Origin of the sequence: Micromonospora sp. NPDC007271, assembly GCF_040634005.1 — a bacterium.
GTDB lineage: Bacteria > Actinomycetota > Actinomycetes > Mycobacteriales > Micromonosporaceae > Micromonospora.
Genome location: NZ_JBEYER010000139.1, coordinates 1 through 14,708 on the forward strand (window position 1 = coordinate 1; position 14,708 = coordinate 14,708).

The following is a 14,708-nucleotide window of genomic DNA, read 5'->3' on the forward strand; positions in this document are numbered from 1 at the left end:
GCCGGACAATCTTCCAGTCAGGGTCACCCTTCGGGGTGACCCTGACTGCGTTTATGCGGCCTTTCCCGCAGCCGCACGGAGGCGACCTTCGGGAACCAGCCGCCTGCCGCCTGTCGGGTCTCGTACCGTCGGTGCGGGGCCGCCGGACGGATCCTGGCCGTGCTGGCGGAGGCAGGAGTGGTCATGAAGATCGGAATCATCGGGTCCGGCCACATCGGTGGCACCCTCACCCGTCGGCTGCGCGCGCTGGGCCACGACGTGACGGTTGCCAACTCACGTGGGCCGGGGAGCCTCACCGACCTCGCGGCGGAGACCGGCGCCACCGCCGGCACCCTGGAGGAGGCCGCGCAGGGCGCCGAGCTGGTGGTCATCGCCATTCCCCTCAAGGCCGTACCGGATCTGCCCGCCGGGCTGTTCGCCGGCAAACTGGTCGCCGACGCCGACAACTACTACCCGGAGCGGGACGGCGACATCCCCGAGCTGCTCGACCGAAGCCTCAGTTCCAGCCGATGGACCGCGGAGCACCTCAAGGGCGCCCGGGTGGTCAAGGTGTTCAACACCATCCGGGCACCGCACCTGATGGACAACGGCCGCCCGGCCGGCGCACCCGACCGGATCGCCCTGCCCGTGGCCGGTGACGACCCGGCCGCCAAGCGGGTGGTGATGCAGCTGGTGGACGAGTTGGGCTTCGACCCGGTGGACGGCGGCACGCTCGACGAGAGCTGGCGGCAGCAGCCCGGCAGCCCGGTCTACGGCGCCGACCGCGACGCGGACGGCGTACGGCAGGGGCTCGCCGAGGCGCGGCCCTGAGGACGTACGACACAGGAAAGCCCCGCCGGCGACGGAGCCGGCGGGGCTTTTCGGGGCTTGGCCTCGACGAACGTCAGGCGGGTGGCTGCGGGCCGCAGATGAAGCGCGGCTCGGGGTCGTAGCGCCAGCTGAACTTCTCCCGCTTGACCACCTTGCCGTCCTTCGTGATGACCCGGTACGCGTCCTGGGCGAAGCCCACGCTGCCCGCGGCGGAGATGCACCTGGGGCCGGGTTCCAGGTAGACGGTCTTCGGCTGGGTGATGTTCCGGCGCGGGCCGTACTCGGTCTTGACGCTGTCGTAGATCTTGGTGCTCCAGATCGAGACGGTGATCGTGCTGGCTGTGTACGACGTGTCGATCAGGACGCCGTACGGGGTGTTGTTGCGGAACTTGAAGTCCAGTTGGGGCCAGTAGATCGTCGACTCGATCACCGCGGGATAGCGGCTGAAGTAGAATGAGTGCGGCTTGTGCTCGACGTCCTCCAGGCCCGCGTAGTAGGTGGCGTTGAAGAGGGTCGTGGTGAACTGTGAGACGCCGCCGCCCACGCCCGGCACCAGCTTGCCGTTCACGATGGTCGGCGCGTCCTGATAGCCCTGGTCGTACCCGCGCTCCCCGGTGTGGCCGTTCAGGGAGAACGTCTCGCCCGGCTCGACGATCGTGCCGTCCACCTGCTTGGCCGCCTGGACGATGTTCTGGCTGCGTGGCGAGGAGAGGCCACCGGTGAACCGGGTGGTGAAGGTGGAGACCCGCTCCTTGATGCCCAGCTCGGCCAGCTTCGCCTCGGTCAGCGCCGGCTCCGCCGGCTTCAGCTCGGCGGTCACGGTGCGGCCGTCCGCCTTCGGCAGCACGGCGAGCAGGTCCCGGCTGAGGGCGGCCGGGTCGACCTGCCGTCCGGCCCGGCCGGGGACCACCTTCGGCTTGCCGCCGCTGATGGTCAGGCCCGCGTCCTTCGGCTCGACCTCGATCTTCGCCAGCCGCTCGCCGAGGGCGGCGCGCAGCCGCTTGACGTCGACCCGCGGGGTCAGCTTGCCCGCGTCGTCCACCGAGAAGCGCAGGCCGCTGGCGATCGCGGCGGGCGGGATGGTGACCGAGCCGCGGTCGGTGGCGAGCGTGACGGGTGCGGCTACCGCGGGCTTGGCCAGCTCGGCGAGGAGCTTGTCGACCTCCTCCCGGCTGGTCGCCGGCCACTTCTCGACCAGTGGCACGGTGACCGGCCGCCCGGCGAGCCAGCCCGCCTTGACCGCGTCGGCCGCGGCGGTCGGGTCCACGGTCAGGGCCGGCTTCGGGTAGACCGGCTTCGGGGTGGTGCCGGTGAAGATGATGGCCGGCATGGTCATCTCCCGGCCCTTCGTCATCTGGTCCAGCAGCGCGTCCAGCCGGGCGGCGTCGACGGTCACCACCGGGTCGACCGTACGGGAGCCGACGAGCCGGCTCACCGGGTGCGCCCGGGCGGCGGCAGCCGCCGCCACGGTGGCGTCCACGTCGATCGCGAGCCCGACGTTGGCCGGCTTGACCTGGACGCTCCTCACCTCGGAGGTCTTCTCGCCGGCGGTGACGGTGAGCGGAGCGTTCAGCGTCGCGGCCCGCCGGTCCAGCTCGGCCCGCAGCGTCCGGGCCGCGTCGGCCCGGCTCCGGCCGCCCAGCTCGGTGCCGAGCACGGTGGTGCCCCGGGGCACGTCCCCCGCGTACGCGTAGGCGCCGGCCCCGGCGACGCCGGCGAGCACGACCGCGGCGACCCCGCCGGCGAGCAGCAGTCGCCGGCTCCGGGACCGCGCGGGGCCGACGGGCCGGGCCGGTGTCGGTGTCGGTGTGCCGGCGGCTGGGGGCTCGTCGTCCGGCCAGCTCACCGCAGTCACCTGCACGGTGGGCCGGTCGTCGGCGGGTGGCACTTTTTCGCCGTACAGCGTCACAGCAACCTCGATCGGGAGTACCACGGGGGGACCGCTTTCCCCACCCGGAAGACACCTACGGTAGCCAACGCGGGGGCCACCCGGAATCTCCGGTCGGCGTTCGTCGGAGCCGCGTGTCCGCGCAGGTCGGCGAGGGTGCCGCGGCGATCACCGGGGCCGGCGCGCAGGTGGTGCGGCGGGCGTGCGACGGTGTGCGGGTGCGGATTGACGAGCGGAGCCTGGCGTACGGCGGTGGATGGCTGGACCGGGCGGCCGGGTCGCGTACCGACCCGGCGTGGCTCGCCGCGCGGCTGGCCGACCGGGCGAGCGTGGTGCTGCCGCTGTGGCGGGACCGCTGCCTGGTCTCGGCGGACCGGAGGCCGGTGCGGCCGGCCGCGGTCGACGCCGCCGGGCTGCTCGCGGCCGCCGACGAGACGGTCTTTCTCGGTCTGGAGGAGGGGCGGGCGATCTTCGCCGTGGACCTCTCCTCCCGCCCCGAGGGGGAGGCGCTGGCGCTGGCCGGCGCGGCCGAGGCGGTGGACGTACGGGCCCTGGTGGGTGGGCTGACGGCGGCCGAGGCGGCCATGCAGGCGTACGCCAAGGGGCTGCTGCACTGGCACCGGGGGCAGCGGTACTGCGGCGGCTGCGGGGCTGCGACGGTGACGCGGGACGGCGGGCACACCCGCTCGTGCGGCGGCACCGGTTGCGGTCGGCTCCTGTTCCCCCGGATCGAGCCGGCGGTCATCGTGCTGGTCGAGGCGCCGGGCGAGCCGGGGCGCTGCCTGCTGGCCCGCCACCGTGGCGCGCCGGAGGGGTCGTGGTCGACGCTGGCCGGGTTCGTCGAGGTCGGCGAGAGCCTGGAGGACGCGGTACGCCGGGAGCTGGCCGAGGAGGCCGGGGTGAGCGTCGTGGAGGTGTCGTACCAGGGCTCGCAGGCGTGGCCGTTCCCGGCGGGGCTGATGGTCGGTTTCCGGGCGACGGCCGCGTCGACGGAGATACGGGTGGACGGCGAGGAGTTGGTCGAGGCGCGCTGGTTCACCCGGGCGGAGCTGCGGGCGCGGGTGGCGGACGGGCACCCCTTGGGCCGGATCGACTCGATCGATCGTCATCTGTTGGGATCGTGGCTGGACCCGACGAGGTGATCGTCGGACCCGGACGGTCGGTCAACGCCGCCGGACGGGGGAGCGCCCGATCATCCTCAGCGGTTTGCCAGGTTCCCGTTACCGAACTGTGACAAAGGCGGGCCGCGCCTACCGCAGGTGAGACCTCCCTGCCTACCTGTCGTAATCGAGTTGGTTTGCCCGGGGCTCCTCGGCGCCCCGATGTTAACCGTTGGTAACCAAGGGCGATCTTGCCAATCCGGGTGCTTACCGGCCAGTAGCAAGGGTCTTGTGAGCGGTGTCGCTTCGCGAGAGCATCCAATCCGCGTACTGCGCGGGCCCTCGGCACAACGGCATCCGCGCCGCCCCGCAGCTCCTTCCGTCCCGGGTCGCGATCCGCGTCCGGTGACGCACCCCCGTCGAGGAGGACTCGTGAGTGAATCGGAAGACCGCCAGGTTGACGGTGGCACCCGTTGGCGTCGCTTCGCCGCGATGATGGTGCCGGCGACCGCCGTGGCCGGCGCCATCGTCTTCGGCATGTCCAACGGTGCCATCGCGGCGTCGTTCGACGTTTCCGGCCAGACCTTCAAGGTCGGGGCCTCGAAGCTGGTCGGTGACGGCTTCAAGCAGTACGGCGGCATCGCGAAGGAGAAGGACGGGACCCAGCACCCGGTGGCCGTCTCCGAGATCGCCAGCGCCAAGCTGTACGACCTGTGCCAGTCGGTCGACGCCAGCATGCCGGGCGTGCCGATCGTGCTGACCATCAACGCGGGTGGCGGCGGCAAGCCGGCCAAGGCCACCGGGATGCTGATCGACATGGACTCCCTGGAAGGCGACGCCGAGTTCACGAACATCGAGATCGGCCGCGACGCGTCCGACCTGAGCTCGCACGCCAGGCCGAAGTCCTTCGGCCAGAGCGCCGACCGCGTCGAGATCACCGGCCTGAAGCAGGTGGCCCGCTCCACCAGTGCCGGCACCTTCACGCTGACCGGGCTGAAGCTGAAGATCAACATCGGCGCGGACGCAAAGGAATGCTTCTGACCTGATGTCGAGGCCCGCGGAGGGTGCCTCCGCGGGCCTCGGTCATGTCTCACCCCTTCAGCACAGCCAGGAGGAGTACGTGACAACCGCCGAGACGCAGCACGCCCGGCCCGGCCGGTTCGGCCTGGCGTGGCGCCGATTCCGCCAGTGGCGGCGGACGCGGCCGTTCTGGGGCGGGCTCTTCACCGCGCTGGCCGGCCTGGAGATCTTCGGCAGTACGCAGATGAGCCTGAACGGTCTGACCTTCAAGATGGGGCCGACCGGATTTCTCACCTGGCTGATCCCGGCCATCCTCGTCACCTGCGGCATGCTGCTCTGGTTCACCCCGCAGCAGCGGATCTTCTACTCGGTCGTCGCCGCGGTCACCGCGGTCTACTCGCTGATCGGGGTGAACCTCGGCGGCTTCTTCATCGGCCTACTGCTCGGCATGGTCGGCAGCGCGCTCGGCTTCGCCTGGGTGCCCGTCCGCAGGCCGACCGCCAAGCCGGTGGCCGGGGACCGGCCGGCCCCGGACGAGGGCGCGACCGGCGACGAGGCGGAGCTGGCCCTCATCGACGAGCTGCTCCCCGGGCAGCGCGAGGAGGAGGTCACCGGCGTCCTCACCGACACGCTGCCCGAGCCGCGCAACCCGCTGCGCGAGGTGGCTCCGGCGCAACCGCCGGCCGGTGCCGCCGACTCCACCCGGAGCCGGCCGGCTGCCGACCCGGACCCGCCGCAGCACGGGCACCGCGACCCGAGGTTGTACGCGATCCTGCTGGTGCTCGCCAGCGTGTCCATGGCCGGCCTGCTCGCGCTCCGTGGTGCCGAGGTGGCGCTCGCCGCGCCCGCCCGATGCCCCGCTCCCAGCTCGGCCGCCCCGAGCCCGTCCACCTCCGCCTCGGCTCCCAGCTCGGCCTCGGCCAGCCCGAGCCCGGCGCTGGCGGAGAAGAGCTCGGACGGCAGCGTGCTGTCCGACCTCATCGACGGGATCACCGGCCTGCTCACCGGCGGGCACTCCGGTGACGCCGACACCGAGGCGTCCACCGCGCCGGCCGCCCCGGCGGTGGCCGCCGAGCCGACGGCGACCGAGACCGGCACCACCCCCGGCGCGAGCACCGCCCCGACCCGCGTGACGCCGGTGCCGAGCGGTTCCTCGACGAAGCCGGCCGTGCCGGGGCAGCCGGACGCCGACCCGTGCGCCAGCCCGGCACCGACCAGGCCGAAGCCGGCCGAGGCGGGCAAGCCGCTGCCCCGGCTCGCCGCCGACCCGGACCAGCCCCGGGTCGCCGCTCAGCCCGCCAAGCTCACCGGCTCCGAGCTGACCATGACGGGGCTGCGCTTCGACGGGATCGTCGACCTGCCGACCGGCGACGGCAGCCTCAAGGTGTTGAAGTTCAGCATGGACCGGGCCGTGACGGCCGACTTCGTCCTCCGGGCTGACGGCCCGGCCGGCAAGACCCTGCGGTACCGCAGCGACCAGCTGACCGTGCAGGGTGATGTCGCCTTCTACACCACCCGTTTCGTCGGCTGGCTGCTCGGCGTCAAGATCACGCTGACCCCGGACCTGCCGTTCCCGGACGGCATCCCGATCCCCTCGCCGGTGCCCGTCACCTTCACCGACCCGGAGATCGACCTGGCGTTCGTCGACTCGAACACGCTCACCGCCAAGCCGGCGCTCAAGGTCGACCTGGCCTGATCGACGCCGGGTATGCGGAACGGCCGGTAGCCGGAGCCCACCTCCGGCTCCCGGCCGTCCGTCGTCACTACAGCCGGGCCAGCGCCCGGCGCAGCGGGTCGAGCCCCAGCGAGCCCAGGTCGAGCGCCTGGCGGTGGAACTCCTTGAGGTCGAAGTCGGCGCCCTTGCGGGCCTTCGCCTCCTCCCGGGCCTGCAGCCAGATCCGCTCGCCCACCTTGTACGACGGGGCCTGCCCCGGCCAGCCCAGGTAGCGGTTCAGCTCGAAGCGGAGGTTCTCGTCCGGCACCCGGCAGTGCGCCCGCATGAACTCCCAACCCAGCTCCGGCGTCCAGCGCTCGCCCGGGTGGAAGCCGAACGGGTTGTCCCGGGGGACCTCCAGCTCCAGGTGCATGCCGATGTCGACGATCACCCGGGCCGCGCGGAACGCCTGCCCGTCGAGCATGCCGAGCTTGTCGCCCGGATCCTCCAGGTAGCCCAGCTCGTCCATCAGCCGCTCGGAGTAGAGCGCCCAGCCCTCACCGTGCCCGGAGACCCAGCAGAGCAGCCGCTGCCAGCGGTTGAGCAGGTCGGCGCGGACGGCGGTCTGCGCGACCTGCAGGTGGTGGCCCGGCACGCCCTCGTGGTAGACCGTGGTCACCTCCCGCCAGGTGGAGAAGTCGGTGATGCCCTGCGGCACCGCCCACCACATCCGGCCCGGCCGGGAGAAGTCCTCGCTCGGGCCGGTGTAGTAGATCGCGCCGTCACTGGTCGGGGCGAGGCAGCACTCGATCCGGCGGACCTGTTCGGGGATGTCGAAGTGGGTGCCGTGCAGCTCGCTGATCGCCTTGTCGGCGAGCGCCTGCATCCAGTCCCGGAAGGCCTCCTTGCCCTGGATCGTCCGCGCCGGGTCGGCGTCCAGCTTTCGAACCGCATCACCGACAGTCGCGCCTGGACCTGAGATGCGCTCAGCAACGACTCGCATCTCGGACTCCAGGCGGGCCAGCTCCGCGAAACCCCAGGCGTACGTCTCGTCGAGGTCGACCTTGGCGCCGAGGAAGTACTGCGAGGCCAGCTCGTAGCGTTCCCGGCCGGCGGCCTGCTTCTGCCGGCCCTGTGGGGCCAGCTCGCTCCGGAGGAACTGCCCGAACTCGGCGGTGGCCGCGGTCGCGGCGGCCGCGCCCTTGCGCAGCTCGGCGCCGAGCGCCCCGTCGGCCCCGAGGCGCTCGGCCAGGCCGTGGAAGAAGTTGTCGCGGTTCGGGTCGGTCCAGATGTCGCACTGCTTGGCGACCTCGACGAGCTGCACCTGTGAACTCACGTGCCCGGCCGCGGCCGCCTCGCGCAGCGTGCGCTTGTAGCCCTCGATGGCGGCGGGGAAGCCGTTGAGTCGGGCGGCGATGTTGGCTCTGGCGTCGTCGCCCTCGGTCGGCATCAGGTCGAAGATCATGCGTACGTCGTGCAGCGCGCTGGCGATCACGTTGACTTCGCTGGTGGTCTCGCCGGCCTCGTGCCGCGCGAGCTCCAGGCCGAGGCGCTCCTGCATCGCCTCCTTGGCGGTCCGCTCCGCCTCCGAGTCCGGCTCGGTCACGTCGAGGTCGGCCAGGGTGCGGCGGACCAGGTCGGCGCGGGCCGCGTACCCCTCTGGCGAGAGGTCGTCGAGCTGGTCGTCGTAGCCGGCGATGCCGACGTACGTGGCGCCGGTCGGGCTCAGCGGGGCCCAGTCGGCCACGTACCGGTTGGCGAGGTCATCGATTCGTCCCACCCTGCGACCCTACGTGACCCGGTCACCCTGCTGTCGACCGTGTTTGCCTGTTCAGGGCAGCAGTTCCGCTGCGTCGAGCCCGATCGGGAACGGCAGGTGTGGCGGTCGACACGGCGTCCGATTTTCGCGGGACTTCGTCGTACCGGTGGTGAAGAGTGTCAGGGGTGACCGTGGATTTGACTCCTGACCGGGCGGGCCTGCGGAGCTGGCTGCCCGGCTTCCTCGCGCTCGGCGTGATCTGGGGTTCCAGCTTCCTCTTCATCAAGGTCGGGGTGAGCGAGCTGCATCCGCTGCACCTCACCCTCTACCGGGTCGCCACCGGTGCGGCGACCCTGCTGGTGGTGCTGGCCGTGCTGCGCGACCGGCTGCCCCGCGAGCCCCGGGTCTGGGCGCACCTGGTCGTGGTCGCCGCCTTCGGCGTCTCGGTGCCGTTCACCCTCTTCGGCTTCGGCGAGCAGCGGGTGGAGTCGATGCTGGCGGGGATCTGGAACGCCACCACCCCGTTGATCGTGCTGCCGCTGGCGGTGCTGGTCTTCCGCACCGAGCGGCTGACCGTGCGGCGGGCGGTCGGGCTGGGTCTGGGCTTCGCCGGCGTGCTGGTGGTGCTCGGCGTCTGGGAGGGCGTCGGCGGGTCGCACTTCACCGGGCAGCTCATGTGCCTGGGCGCGGCGGCCGGCTACGGGGTGGCCATCCCGTACCAGAAGAAGTTCATCGCGGGCAGCGCGTACTCGGGCCTGTCGCTGTCGGCGGCGCAGCTGCTGGTCGCGACGGCGCAGCTCGCGGTGGTCGCGCCCCTGGTGGCCGGGGCACCCCCGGTGCCGACCGGCCTGTCCGCCCGGGTGGTCGCCAGCGTGCTGGCGCTCGGTGCGCTCGGCACCGGGCTGGCCTTCGTGATCAACCTGCGCAACATCCGGCTGGCCGGGGCGAGCACCGCGTCCACCGTCACGTACCTGATCCCGGTGTTCGCGGTGCTGATCGGTGCCGCGGTGCTCGGCGAGCGGATGAACTGGCACCAGCCGGTGGGCGCCCTGATCGTGCTGCTCGGGGTCGCGGTCGCGCAGGGAATGCTCGGCGGGCGCCGGTCGCGTCCGGTGCTCGGCGCCCGTGCCGTCCCGGCCCCGGAGCCGGCCGCCCGGTCCTGAGTCGGCGGCAGAGCCTGGTCCTGAGTCGGCGGCAGAGCCTGGCTCGGTGTCGGGTCAGCGGCGGGTCCGGGCCCACCTCACCAGGCGGTCCGCCTTCCAGGTGTTGACCACCCGGTTCGCCGGGACGCCGCACAGCGCCGCGCGCTCGCAGCCGAAGCGTTGCCAGTCGAGCTGCCCGGGGGCGTGCGCGTCGGTGTTGATGGCGAACCGGCAGCCGGCCTCCAGGGCGCGGCGGATCAGCCGCTTCGGCGGGTCCTGCCGCTCCGGGCGAGAGTTGATCTCGACGGCCACGCCCTGCTCGGCACAGGCCGCGAAGACGGCGTCCGCGTCGAAGTCGCTCTCGGCCCGGGTACGCGCCCGGTGCCCCCGGTCGCCCGGCCCCTTCACCCCCGCCGGCCGGGACGACACCATCCGGCCGGTGCAGTGGCCGAGGATGTCCAGGTGCGGGTTGGCGATGGCGGTGAGCATCCGCCGGGTCATCTTCGCCCGGTCGTCGTTCAGGCCGCTGTGCACCGAGCCGACCACCACGTCGAGCCGGGCGAGCAGCTCCTCGTCCTGATCCAGCGACCCGTCGGCGAGGATGTCCACCTCGATGCCGGTGAGGATGCGGAAGCCCTTCGGCAGCGCCTCGTTCACGGCGGCCACGTGGTCGAGTTGCCGGCGCAGCCGCTCCGCGGTCAGCCCCCGGGCCACCTTGAGCCGGGGTGAGTGGTCGGTCAGCACCAGGTACTCGTGCCCCAGCTCGACCGCCGCCAGGGCCATCTCCTCGATCGGTGAGCCGCCGTCCGACCAGTCGGAGTGGGTGTGGCAGTCGCCGCGCAGCGCGTCCCGCAGCGCCGCGGCGGCCGCGTCGAGGTCGGTGCCCTCGGTGGCCACCAACCGGCGCAGGTAGACCGGTTCCTCGCCGGCCAGCGACTCGACCACGCAACGGGCGGTGACGTCGCCGACCCCGGCCAGCTCGGTCAGCTTGCCGGTGCGCGCCCGCTCGGCCACCTCCCCGGCGGGCAGCGCGGCGAGCGCGTTGGCCGCCGACCGGAACGCCCGGACCCGGTAGGTCGCCTCGTTCGCCTTCTCCAGCAGGAACGCGATCCGGCGCAGGTCGGCGATGGGATCCCGGGCAGTCATGCCCTGCAACCTACGCGTCCGCGCCGTCGGTCGCCGAGTGTCGCGCGGTGGTGTCGGGAGTGGACGCCCGGGTCAGCCGCCCCCGCCGGCCCGGGCAGGGGCCTTGGGGCAGCCGTGTTCGCGCTGCCAGGCGGCCACCTCGGCGGCCGGTTCGCGGTTGCCCCGCTTCCGCCACGAGTTCAGGTACCTGGCCGGCCAGACCACACCCCGGCGGATCCACCAGTCGTCGTGGCCCCGGCACTGGGGAGAGATGCCGAAGTGCAGGTGGCACACGTTGTTGGCGTTGCCGGTGCGGCCGACCTTGCCGAGCGGTTGCCCGGCGTGGACGCGTACGCCGGGGTCGATGCCGGTGGCGATGGTGCTCAGATGCGACCCGTAGTAACGCACCCCGTCGTCGCCGAGCAGGGAGACCGACAGGCCCCCGTTGTACGGCCCGAGCGGGCCGCGCTTGTCGAACCGGTCCACCCGGCTCACCTCGAGGATCCGTCCGTCGGTGACCGCGACCACGGGTGCGCCGCAGTCGGCGAAGATGTCCGTCCCCGGGTACGCCGAGTGCGTCGGATGGTAGGCGAGCTTCTCCGCCTGGACCGGAAAGACGTGCCGCAGGGGCGTGCGGCTCGGCGAGGGCCCGGGGGAGGCCGTCTCCGCCGGCGCGCTCGGCCCGGCGGCGGTCGCCCCGGCGGGCTGCTCGGCGGTGGTTGCGCTCGGACCCTGCCACACGTTGCCCGAGCCGGTCGGGCGTGGGTCGTCGGCGGCGCATCCGGCGGCGCCTCCGACCGCCAGGGCCGGCAGGAGCAGCAGCAGGACCGGGTACGCCGAACGCGGGCGGCGTACGGTCGATCGCGAGCGCATTCGGTCATCCTGACAGACCACTACCGTGGGGACGAACGCTGAGACCGGTCCGTGTCCGCGCGGGGCCCGGGGCGGTAACTCTGCGTGATCCCTGGTCCGTCCACCGTCCGCGAAGGGGGCAGGAGCGATGAACGGGTGGCACGCCGTACCCGGTGAGTCCGGTCCGGGCGGGGCCCGGCCGCTGCCGCGTACCCCGTCGGGGCTCTTCCCCGCCGGGGCGCCGCCGCGGCCGACGTGGCGCGAGCCGCACCCGGTCACCGGCGGCGGTGTCGCGGTCGGCGCGGTGGTCGCCCTCGCCTGGCTGCTCCTCTTCGGCCTGCTCGGCCACGATGTGCCCAGCTACGCGTGGTGGACCCTGGCCGCCGGCGGGCTGGCCTGGCTGGCCGCCGCGGTCCTGGTCCGGTACGGCGACCGGGGGGTGGCCACCGGGGTCGCGATTGTCACCGCCGGTGGCTGGAGCATCGCGGCGGCCGTGGTGGCGGCCCGCTGGGCGCAGGCCGGAGACTGGCCGCTCTGGTGACTCCGCGTGAGGTTTGAATTGCGTAGCGAAGGCCGTCTTGACGTACGCGCGGTGACGGGCCACCCTCGCGGTATGGCCTGGACCACCCCGCCGCGGCTCGACCCCGAGCGGAGCCGCCGCCGCCTGCAACTGCTCGCCGACCTGGCGGGTGCCCGCGCGGTACGCCAGCGCGAGCGGCCGCAGCGGGTCCGCACCGAGCGGCTGCGTCAGCTCATCGCCACCCGCCGGCGCGTCGCCGGCTGACCGACTTTCTCCAGGAACGGCCGGCCCTTCGGGGCGTTGACCGGTCGCCCGCCGACCCGACCGGTTAACGTGCACGCGTGACGAGTCGGCGTGCTGCCGAGGCCAACTTGGGGGGACCGTGTCGTACTTCGCTGCTGCCGTGGGGCGCGTCGAGGGCAGCTGGACCGCCGAAGAGGTGAGCCTGCGGGGTGCCACCGACATCGACGAGGTCGCCGACCGGCTGCGCGACGTCGAGCCGGACGCCGACCTGTCCCTGCTGTTCGTCGAGGCCGACGACACCTACCTGGTGATCCTGCGGCTGGACGAGGGGGAGGACCTGCGGATCTTCGGCTCCGACTCGGCCTACGCGGACGAATCGCGGTTGGGCGCCCTGCTGGTCGGCGACCTGAAGGCCCCGGTCACCGGTCTCGGGGACACCGACGAGCCGCAGGTGGCCGCCGGCGGCGACGGCGAGACCGAGCAGCCGGCGGCGGACCCGGAGGCCGACCCGGTGGGCGACGCGGACATCCTCGCCGACCTGGGCATCTCGGCGCAGAAGCTGCTGGCCCTCTGCGGCCACGAGGGGATGATGCCGGCCGACGTCACCGCCGAGATCTGCCAGGTGCTCGGCTGCGGGGACGAGGTTGAGGAACTGCGTGAGGTCTGAGCCGACCGAGCCGGTGGTGCCCGGCGCCGCGGAGCCGGCCGACGCCACCGACCCGGCACTGGAAACCGTACGCCCCGGCCAGCCGACCCCGGGCCGGCTGGGCCGGGTCGGCCCGGGCGCGGACGAGGGGTTGGCCGATCCGGGCGGCGTGGGCCGCCGGCAGCGGCACGAGCTGTGGATGCGCCGGGCCCTGCAGGTCGCGGTGACCGGCCCGGACAGCGGCCCGGCGGGGGAAGGCGGCCCGGCGGCGGACGGCGAGGCCGCGGTCGAGGACGTGATCGAGGACGTCCCGGTCGGCGCGGTCGTGTACGGCCCGGACGGCGTCGAGCTGGCCATCGGGCGCAACGAGCGGGAGCTGACCGGCGACCCGACCGCCCACGCCGAGGTGCTGGCGCTGCGCCGGGCCGCCGAGCGGCTGGGGCACTGGCGGCTGGCGGGCTGCACCCTGGTGGTGACGCTGGAGCCCTGCACCATGTGCGCGGGGGCGATCGCGTTGGCCCGGATCTCCACGGTGGTCTTCGGCGCGTGGGAGCCGAAGACGGGCGCGGTGGGGTCGCTCTGGGACGTGCTGCGCGACCGCCGCCTCACCCACCGCCCCGAGGTCTACAGCGGCGTCCTGGAGGCGGAGAGCGCCACCCTCCTACGCGCCTTCTTCCGGTGAGGAAGGGTCCCCTGTTGACACCGCCCGTGCGTCAGGCGGGCAGCTGGGCGGGACGGAGCAGGGTTGCGGCGACCGCTCGTGCGACTTCGGTCCACGGGGTGGGGCGCAGGGTCGCCGGGTCCAGGCGGACGATCGAGCGGGTGCCGTCGGCGTGCAGGGTGCCACCGTCCAGGGAACGGAACTCGAAGGCGTACCGGGCGCTGCTGGTGCCGAAGTGCTCGAGCCAGAAGTGCACGGCCACCGGCCCGGTGCCGGTGATCGGGGTCCGGTAGGCGATGTTGAACTCGCGGACCGCGTGGAACGTGTCGGGGGCGCTGTGCCCTCCGCCGCGGAAGGCCACGCCGCGCTCGGCCCAGTACGGCGTCAGCGCCCGCTCCAGCAGCACCGCGTACCGGGCGTTGTGCAGGATGCCCATGGCGTCGAGGTCGTCGAAGTGCACCGGGATGTGCTCGACGTGGCCGAACTCGACGGCGGGGCGGTCGACGGTGGCGTGGGTCATGACGGACCTTCCGGTAGCAGGGTCGGATCGGGGCACAGCGCCCGTAGGCGGTGCAGCAGGCCCTGACGGGCGTGCCGGTAGGCGGTGTCCGGGTCGAGCAGCCGGGAGCGCATCACGGCGCTGATCCCGAGCGCGTCGACCTCGTACGCCAGCTGGGGGACGTCCACGTCGGCGGGGAGCTCGCCGAGGTCGACGGCCTCCTGGACGAGGCGTTCGAGGAAGGCGGTCCAGCGCTCGAACGCTGCGGCGAGCCGGTCCCGCACCGGGCCGGGGCGGGCGTTGTACTCGAACTCGGTGTTGGCGAAGAAGCAGCCGCCGGGGAGCACCCGGGCGGCGTAGAAGTCGATCCGGGCCGTGTGCACGGCCCAGAGCCGGCGTACGCCCCGGGGGGCGCGCAGGGCCGGGTGGACGATCAGTTCCTGGAACTGGGCCACGGCCCGGTCGACGGTGGCGAGCTGGAGGGCCTCCTTGGAGCGCCAGTGCGCGAACAGGCCGGACTTGCTCACCCCGAGGGCGTCGGCGAGCTGCGCGAGGGAGAGCCCGTGCAGGCCGGCCTCGGTGGCCAGCGCCACGGCGGCATCCAGCGCCGCGGCGCGGGTGCGCTCGCCGCGGGCGACCCGGCCGTCGATCGTCATGCGGGCAGCGTACCGAAAAAAGCACGACCGGTCGTACTTATTTTTGTGATCTGGAACGCCGCCGCCCCGCCACCTCGACGGCCGTGCGACGCCCGGCGGAGAAGTCGACCGCGTGCCGCTGAGCCAGGGACGG

Annotated in this window: 14 protein-coding genes and 1 pseudogene; 9 read left to right on the forward strand and 6 right to left on the reverse strand. The window is 73.2% G+C overall.

What is annotated here, in order from left to right; genetic code table 11:
- Nucleotides 1–183: 183 nt before the first annotated feature.
- A complete protein-coding gene (locus ABZ570_RS31225; RefSeq protein WP_358071319.1) occupies nucleotides 184–810 on the forward strand; it encodes an NAD(P)-binding domain-containing protein in 627 nt (208 codons plus the stop codon).
- A gap of 73 nt (nucleotides 811–883) precedes the next feature.
- Here the strand turns inward: ABZ570_RS31225 and ABZ570_RS31230 are convergent, their stop codons facing one another.
- Nucleotides 884–2,719 carry a VanW family protein gene (locus tag ABZ570_RS31230; RefSeq protein WP_358071320.1) on the reverse strand — a complete coding sequence of 612 codons (1,836 nt, stop codon included), beginning with the start codon at nucleotides 2,717–2,719 and terminating at the stop codon, nucleotides 884–886.
- A 197-nt stretch (nucleotides 2,720–2,916) separates the two neighbouring features.
- Between ABZ570_RS31230 and nudC the strand changes: the two genes are divergently transcribed.
- The 3 genes from nudC to ABZ570_RS31245 all read left to right on the forward strand — a co-directional run bounded on the left by nudC (nucleotide 2,917) and on the right by ABZ570_RS31245 (nucleotide 6,514).
- Nucleotides 2,917–3,840 (forward strand): NAD(+) diphosphatase, encoded by a 924-nt coding sequence (gene nudC / locus ABZ570_RS31235; protein ID WP_358071340.1) that lies wholly within the window; start codon nucleotides 2,917–2,919, stop codon nucleotides 3,838–3,840.
- Between the two features lie 450 nt (nucleotides 3,841–4,290).
- On the forward strand, nucleotides 4,291–4,839 hold the full coding sequence (locus ABZ570_RS31240; protein ID WP_358071342.1) for a DUF6230 family protein: 549 nt from the start codon (nucleotides 4,291–4,293) through the stop codon (nucleotides 4,837–4,839).
- Nucleotides 4,840–4,918: 79 nt separating this feature from the next.
- Nucleotides 4,919–6,514 (forward strand): DUF6114 domain-containing protein, encoded by a 1,596-nt coding sequence (locus ABZ570_RS31245; RefSeq protein WP_358071322.1) that lies wholly within the window; start codon nucleotides 4,919–4,921, stop codon nucleotides 6,512–6,514.
- 67 nt (nucleotides 6,515–6,581) lie between these two features.
- Here the strand turns inward: ABZ570_RS31245 and ABZ570_RS31250 are convergent, their stop codons facing one another.
- Nucleotides 6,582–8,252, reverse strand: coding sequence for a DUF885 domain-containing protein (locus ABZ570_RS31250; RefSeq protein WP_358071324.1), 1,671 nt, complete (start codon nucleotides 8,250–8,252; stop codon nucleotides 6,582–6,584).
- Nucleotides 8,253–8,416: 164 nt separating this feature from the next.
- Here ABZ570_RS31250 and ABZ570_RS31255 point away from each other — a divergent pair.
- Nucleotides 8,417–9,566, forward strand: a pseudogene (locus ABZ570_RS31255) (EamA family transporter); the annotation flags it as partial.
- On the opposite strand, the gene ABZ570_RS31260 reads toward ABZ570_RS31255, so the two are convergent.
- The gene (locus ABZ570_RS31260) at nucleotides 9,449–10,519 is read right to left on the reverse strand and encodes a PHP domain-containing protein (RefSeq protein ID WP_358071326.1); all 1,071 of its coding nucleotides are present in this window, start codon (nucleotides 10,517–10,519) and stop codon (nucleotides 9,449–9,451) included. The pseudogene ABZ570_RS31255 and the gene ABZ570_RS31260 sit on opposite strands and share 118 nt — an antisense overlap.
- 72 nt (nucleotides 10,520–10,591) lie before the next feature.
- A complete protein-coding gene (locus ABZ570_RS31265; protein ID WP_358071328.1) occupies nucleotides 10,592–11,371 on the reverse strand; it encodes a M23 family metallopeptidase in 780 nt (259 codons plus the stop codon).
- Between the two features lie 127 nt (nucleotides 11,372–11,498).
- Between ABZ570_RS31265 and ABZ570_RS31270 the strand changes: the two genes are divergently transcribed.
- The 4 genes from ABZ570_RS31270 (at nucleotide 11,499) to ABZ570_RS31285 (ending at nucleotide 13,441) form a co-directional block, all read left to right on the forward strand.
- Nucleotides 11,499–11,891 carry a hypothetical protein gene (locus ABZ570_RS31270; RefSeq protein WP_358071330.1) on the forward strand — a complete coding sequence of 131 codons (393 nt, stop codon included), beginning with the start codon at nucleotides 11,499–11,501 and terminating at the stop codon, nucleotides 11,889–11,891.
- A gap of 72 nt (nucleotides 11,892–11,963) precedes the next feature.
- On the forward strand, nucleotides 11,964–12,134 hold the full coding sequence (locus ABZ570_RS31275; RefSeq protein ID WP_358071332.1) for a hypothetical protein: 171 nt from the start codon (nucleotides 11,964–11,966) through the stop codon (nucleotides 12,132–12,134).
- Between the two features lie 118 nt (nucleotides 12,135–12,252).
- The gene (locus ABZ570_RS31280) at nucleotides 12,253–12,780 is read left to right on the forward strand and encodes a tRNA adenosine deaminase-associated protein (protein WP_358071334.1); all 528 of its coding nucleotides are present in this window, start codon (nucleotides 12,253–12,255) and stop codon (nucleotides 12,778–12,780) included.
- Nucleotides 12,781–12,958: 178 nt separating this feature from the next.
- Nucleotides 12,959–13,441, forward strand: a complete 483-nt coding sequence (locus tag ABZ570_RS31285) for a nucleoside deaminase (RefSeq protein WP_358071344.1) — start codon at nucleotides 12,959–12,961, stop codon at nucleotides 13,439–13,441.
- A 31-nt stretch (nucleotides 13,442–13,472) separates the two neighbouring features.
- On the opposite strand, the gene ABZ570_RS31290 is transcribed toward ABZ570_RS31285, so the two are convergent.
- Both ABZ570_RS31290 and ABZ570_RS31295 read right to left on the reverse strand, forming a co-directional pair.
- Nucleotides 13,473–13,940, reverse strand: a complete 468-nt coding sequence (locus tag ABZ570_RS31290; RefSeq protein WP_358071336.1) for a thioesterase family protein — start codon at nucleotides 13,938–13,940, stop codon at nucleotides 13,473–13,475.
- On the reverse strand, nucleotides 13,937–14,575 hold the full coding sequence (locus ABZ570_RS31295) for a TetR/AcrR family transcriptional regulator (protein ID WP_358071338.1): 639 nt from the start codon (nucleotides 14,573–14,575) through the stop codon (nucleotides 13,937–13,939). Before ABZ570_RS31295 ends, ABZ570_RS31290 begins: the two co-directional genes overlap by 4 nt.
- Nucleotides 14,576–14,708 lie beyond the last annotated feature (133 nt).

Excerpts from the sequence above, each read along its gene's own strand:
- ABZ570_RS31260 (WP_358071326.1), bottom strand. The coding sequence starts at position 10,519 with ATGACTGCCCGGGATCCCATCGCCGACCTGCGCCGGATCGCGTTCCTG.
- ABZ570_RS31295 (WP_358071338.1), bottom strand. The coding sequence starts at position 14,575 with ATGACGATCGACGGCCGGGTCGCCCGCGGCGAGCGCACCCGCGCCGCG.
- ABZ570_RS31275 (WP_358071332.1), top strand. The coding sequence starts at position 11,964 with ATGGCCTGGACCACCCCGCCGCGGCTCGACCCCGAGCGGAGCCGCCGC.
- ABZ570_RS31225 (WP_358071319.1), top strand. The coding sequence starts at position 184 with ATGAAGATCGGAATCATCGGGTCCGGCCACATCGGTGGCACCCTCACC.
- ABZ570_RS31285 (WP_358071344.1), top strand. The coding sequence starts at position 12,959 with ATGCGCCGGGCCCTGCAGGTCGCGGTGACCGGCCCGGACAGCGGCCCG.
- ABZ570_RS31290 (WP_358071336.1), bottom strand. The coding sequence starts at position 13,940 with ATGACCCACGCCACCGTCGACCGCCCCGCCGTCGAGTTCGGCCACGTC.
- ABZ570_RS31240 (WP_358071342.1), top strand. The coding sequence starts at position 4,291 with ATGATGGTGCCGGCGACCGCCGTGGCCGGCGCCATCGTCTTCGGCATG.
- ABZ570_RS31265 (WP_358071328.1), bottom strand. The coding sequence starts at position 11,371 with ATGCGCTCGCGATCGACCGTACGCCGCCCGCGTTCGGCGTACCCGGTC.
- ABZ570_RS31270 (WP_358071330.1), top strand. The coding sequence starts at position 11,499 with ATGAACGGGTGGCACGCCGTACCCGGTGAGTCCGGTCCGGGCGGGGCC.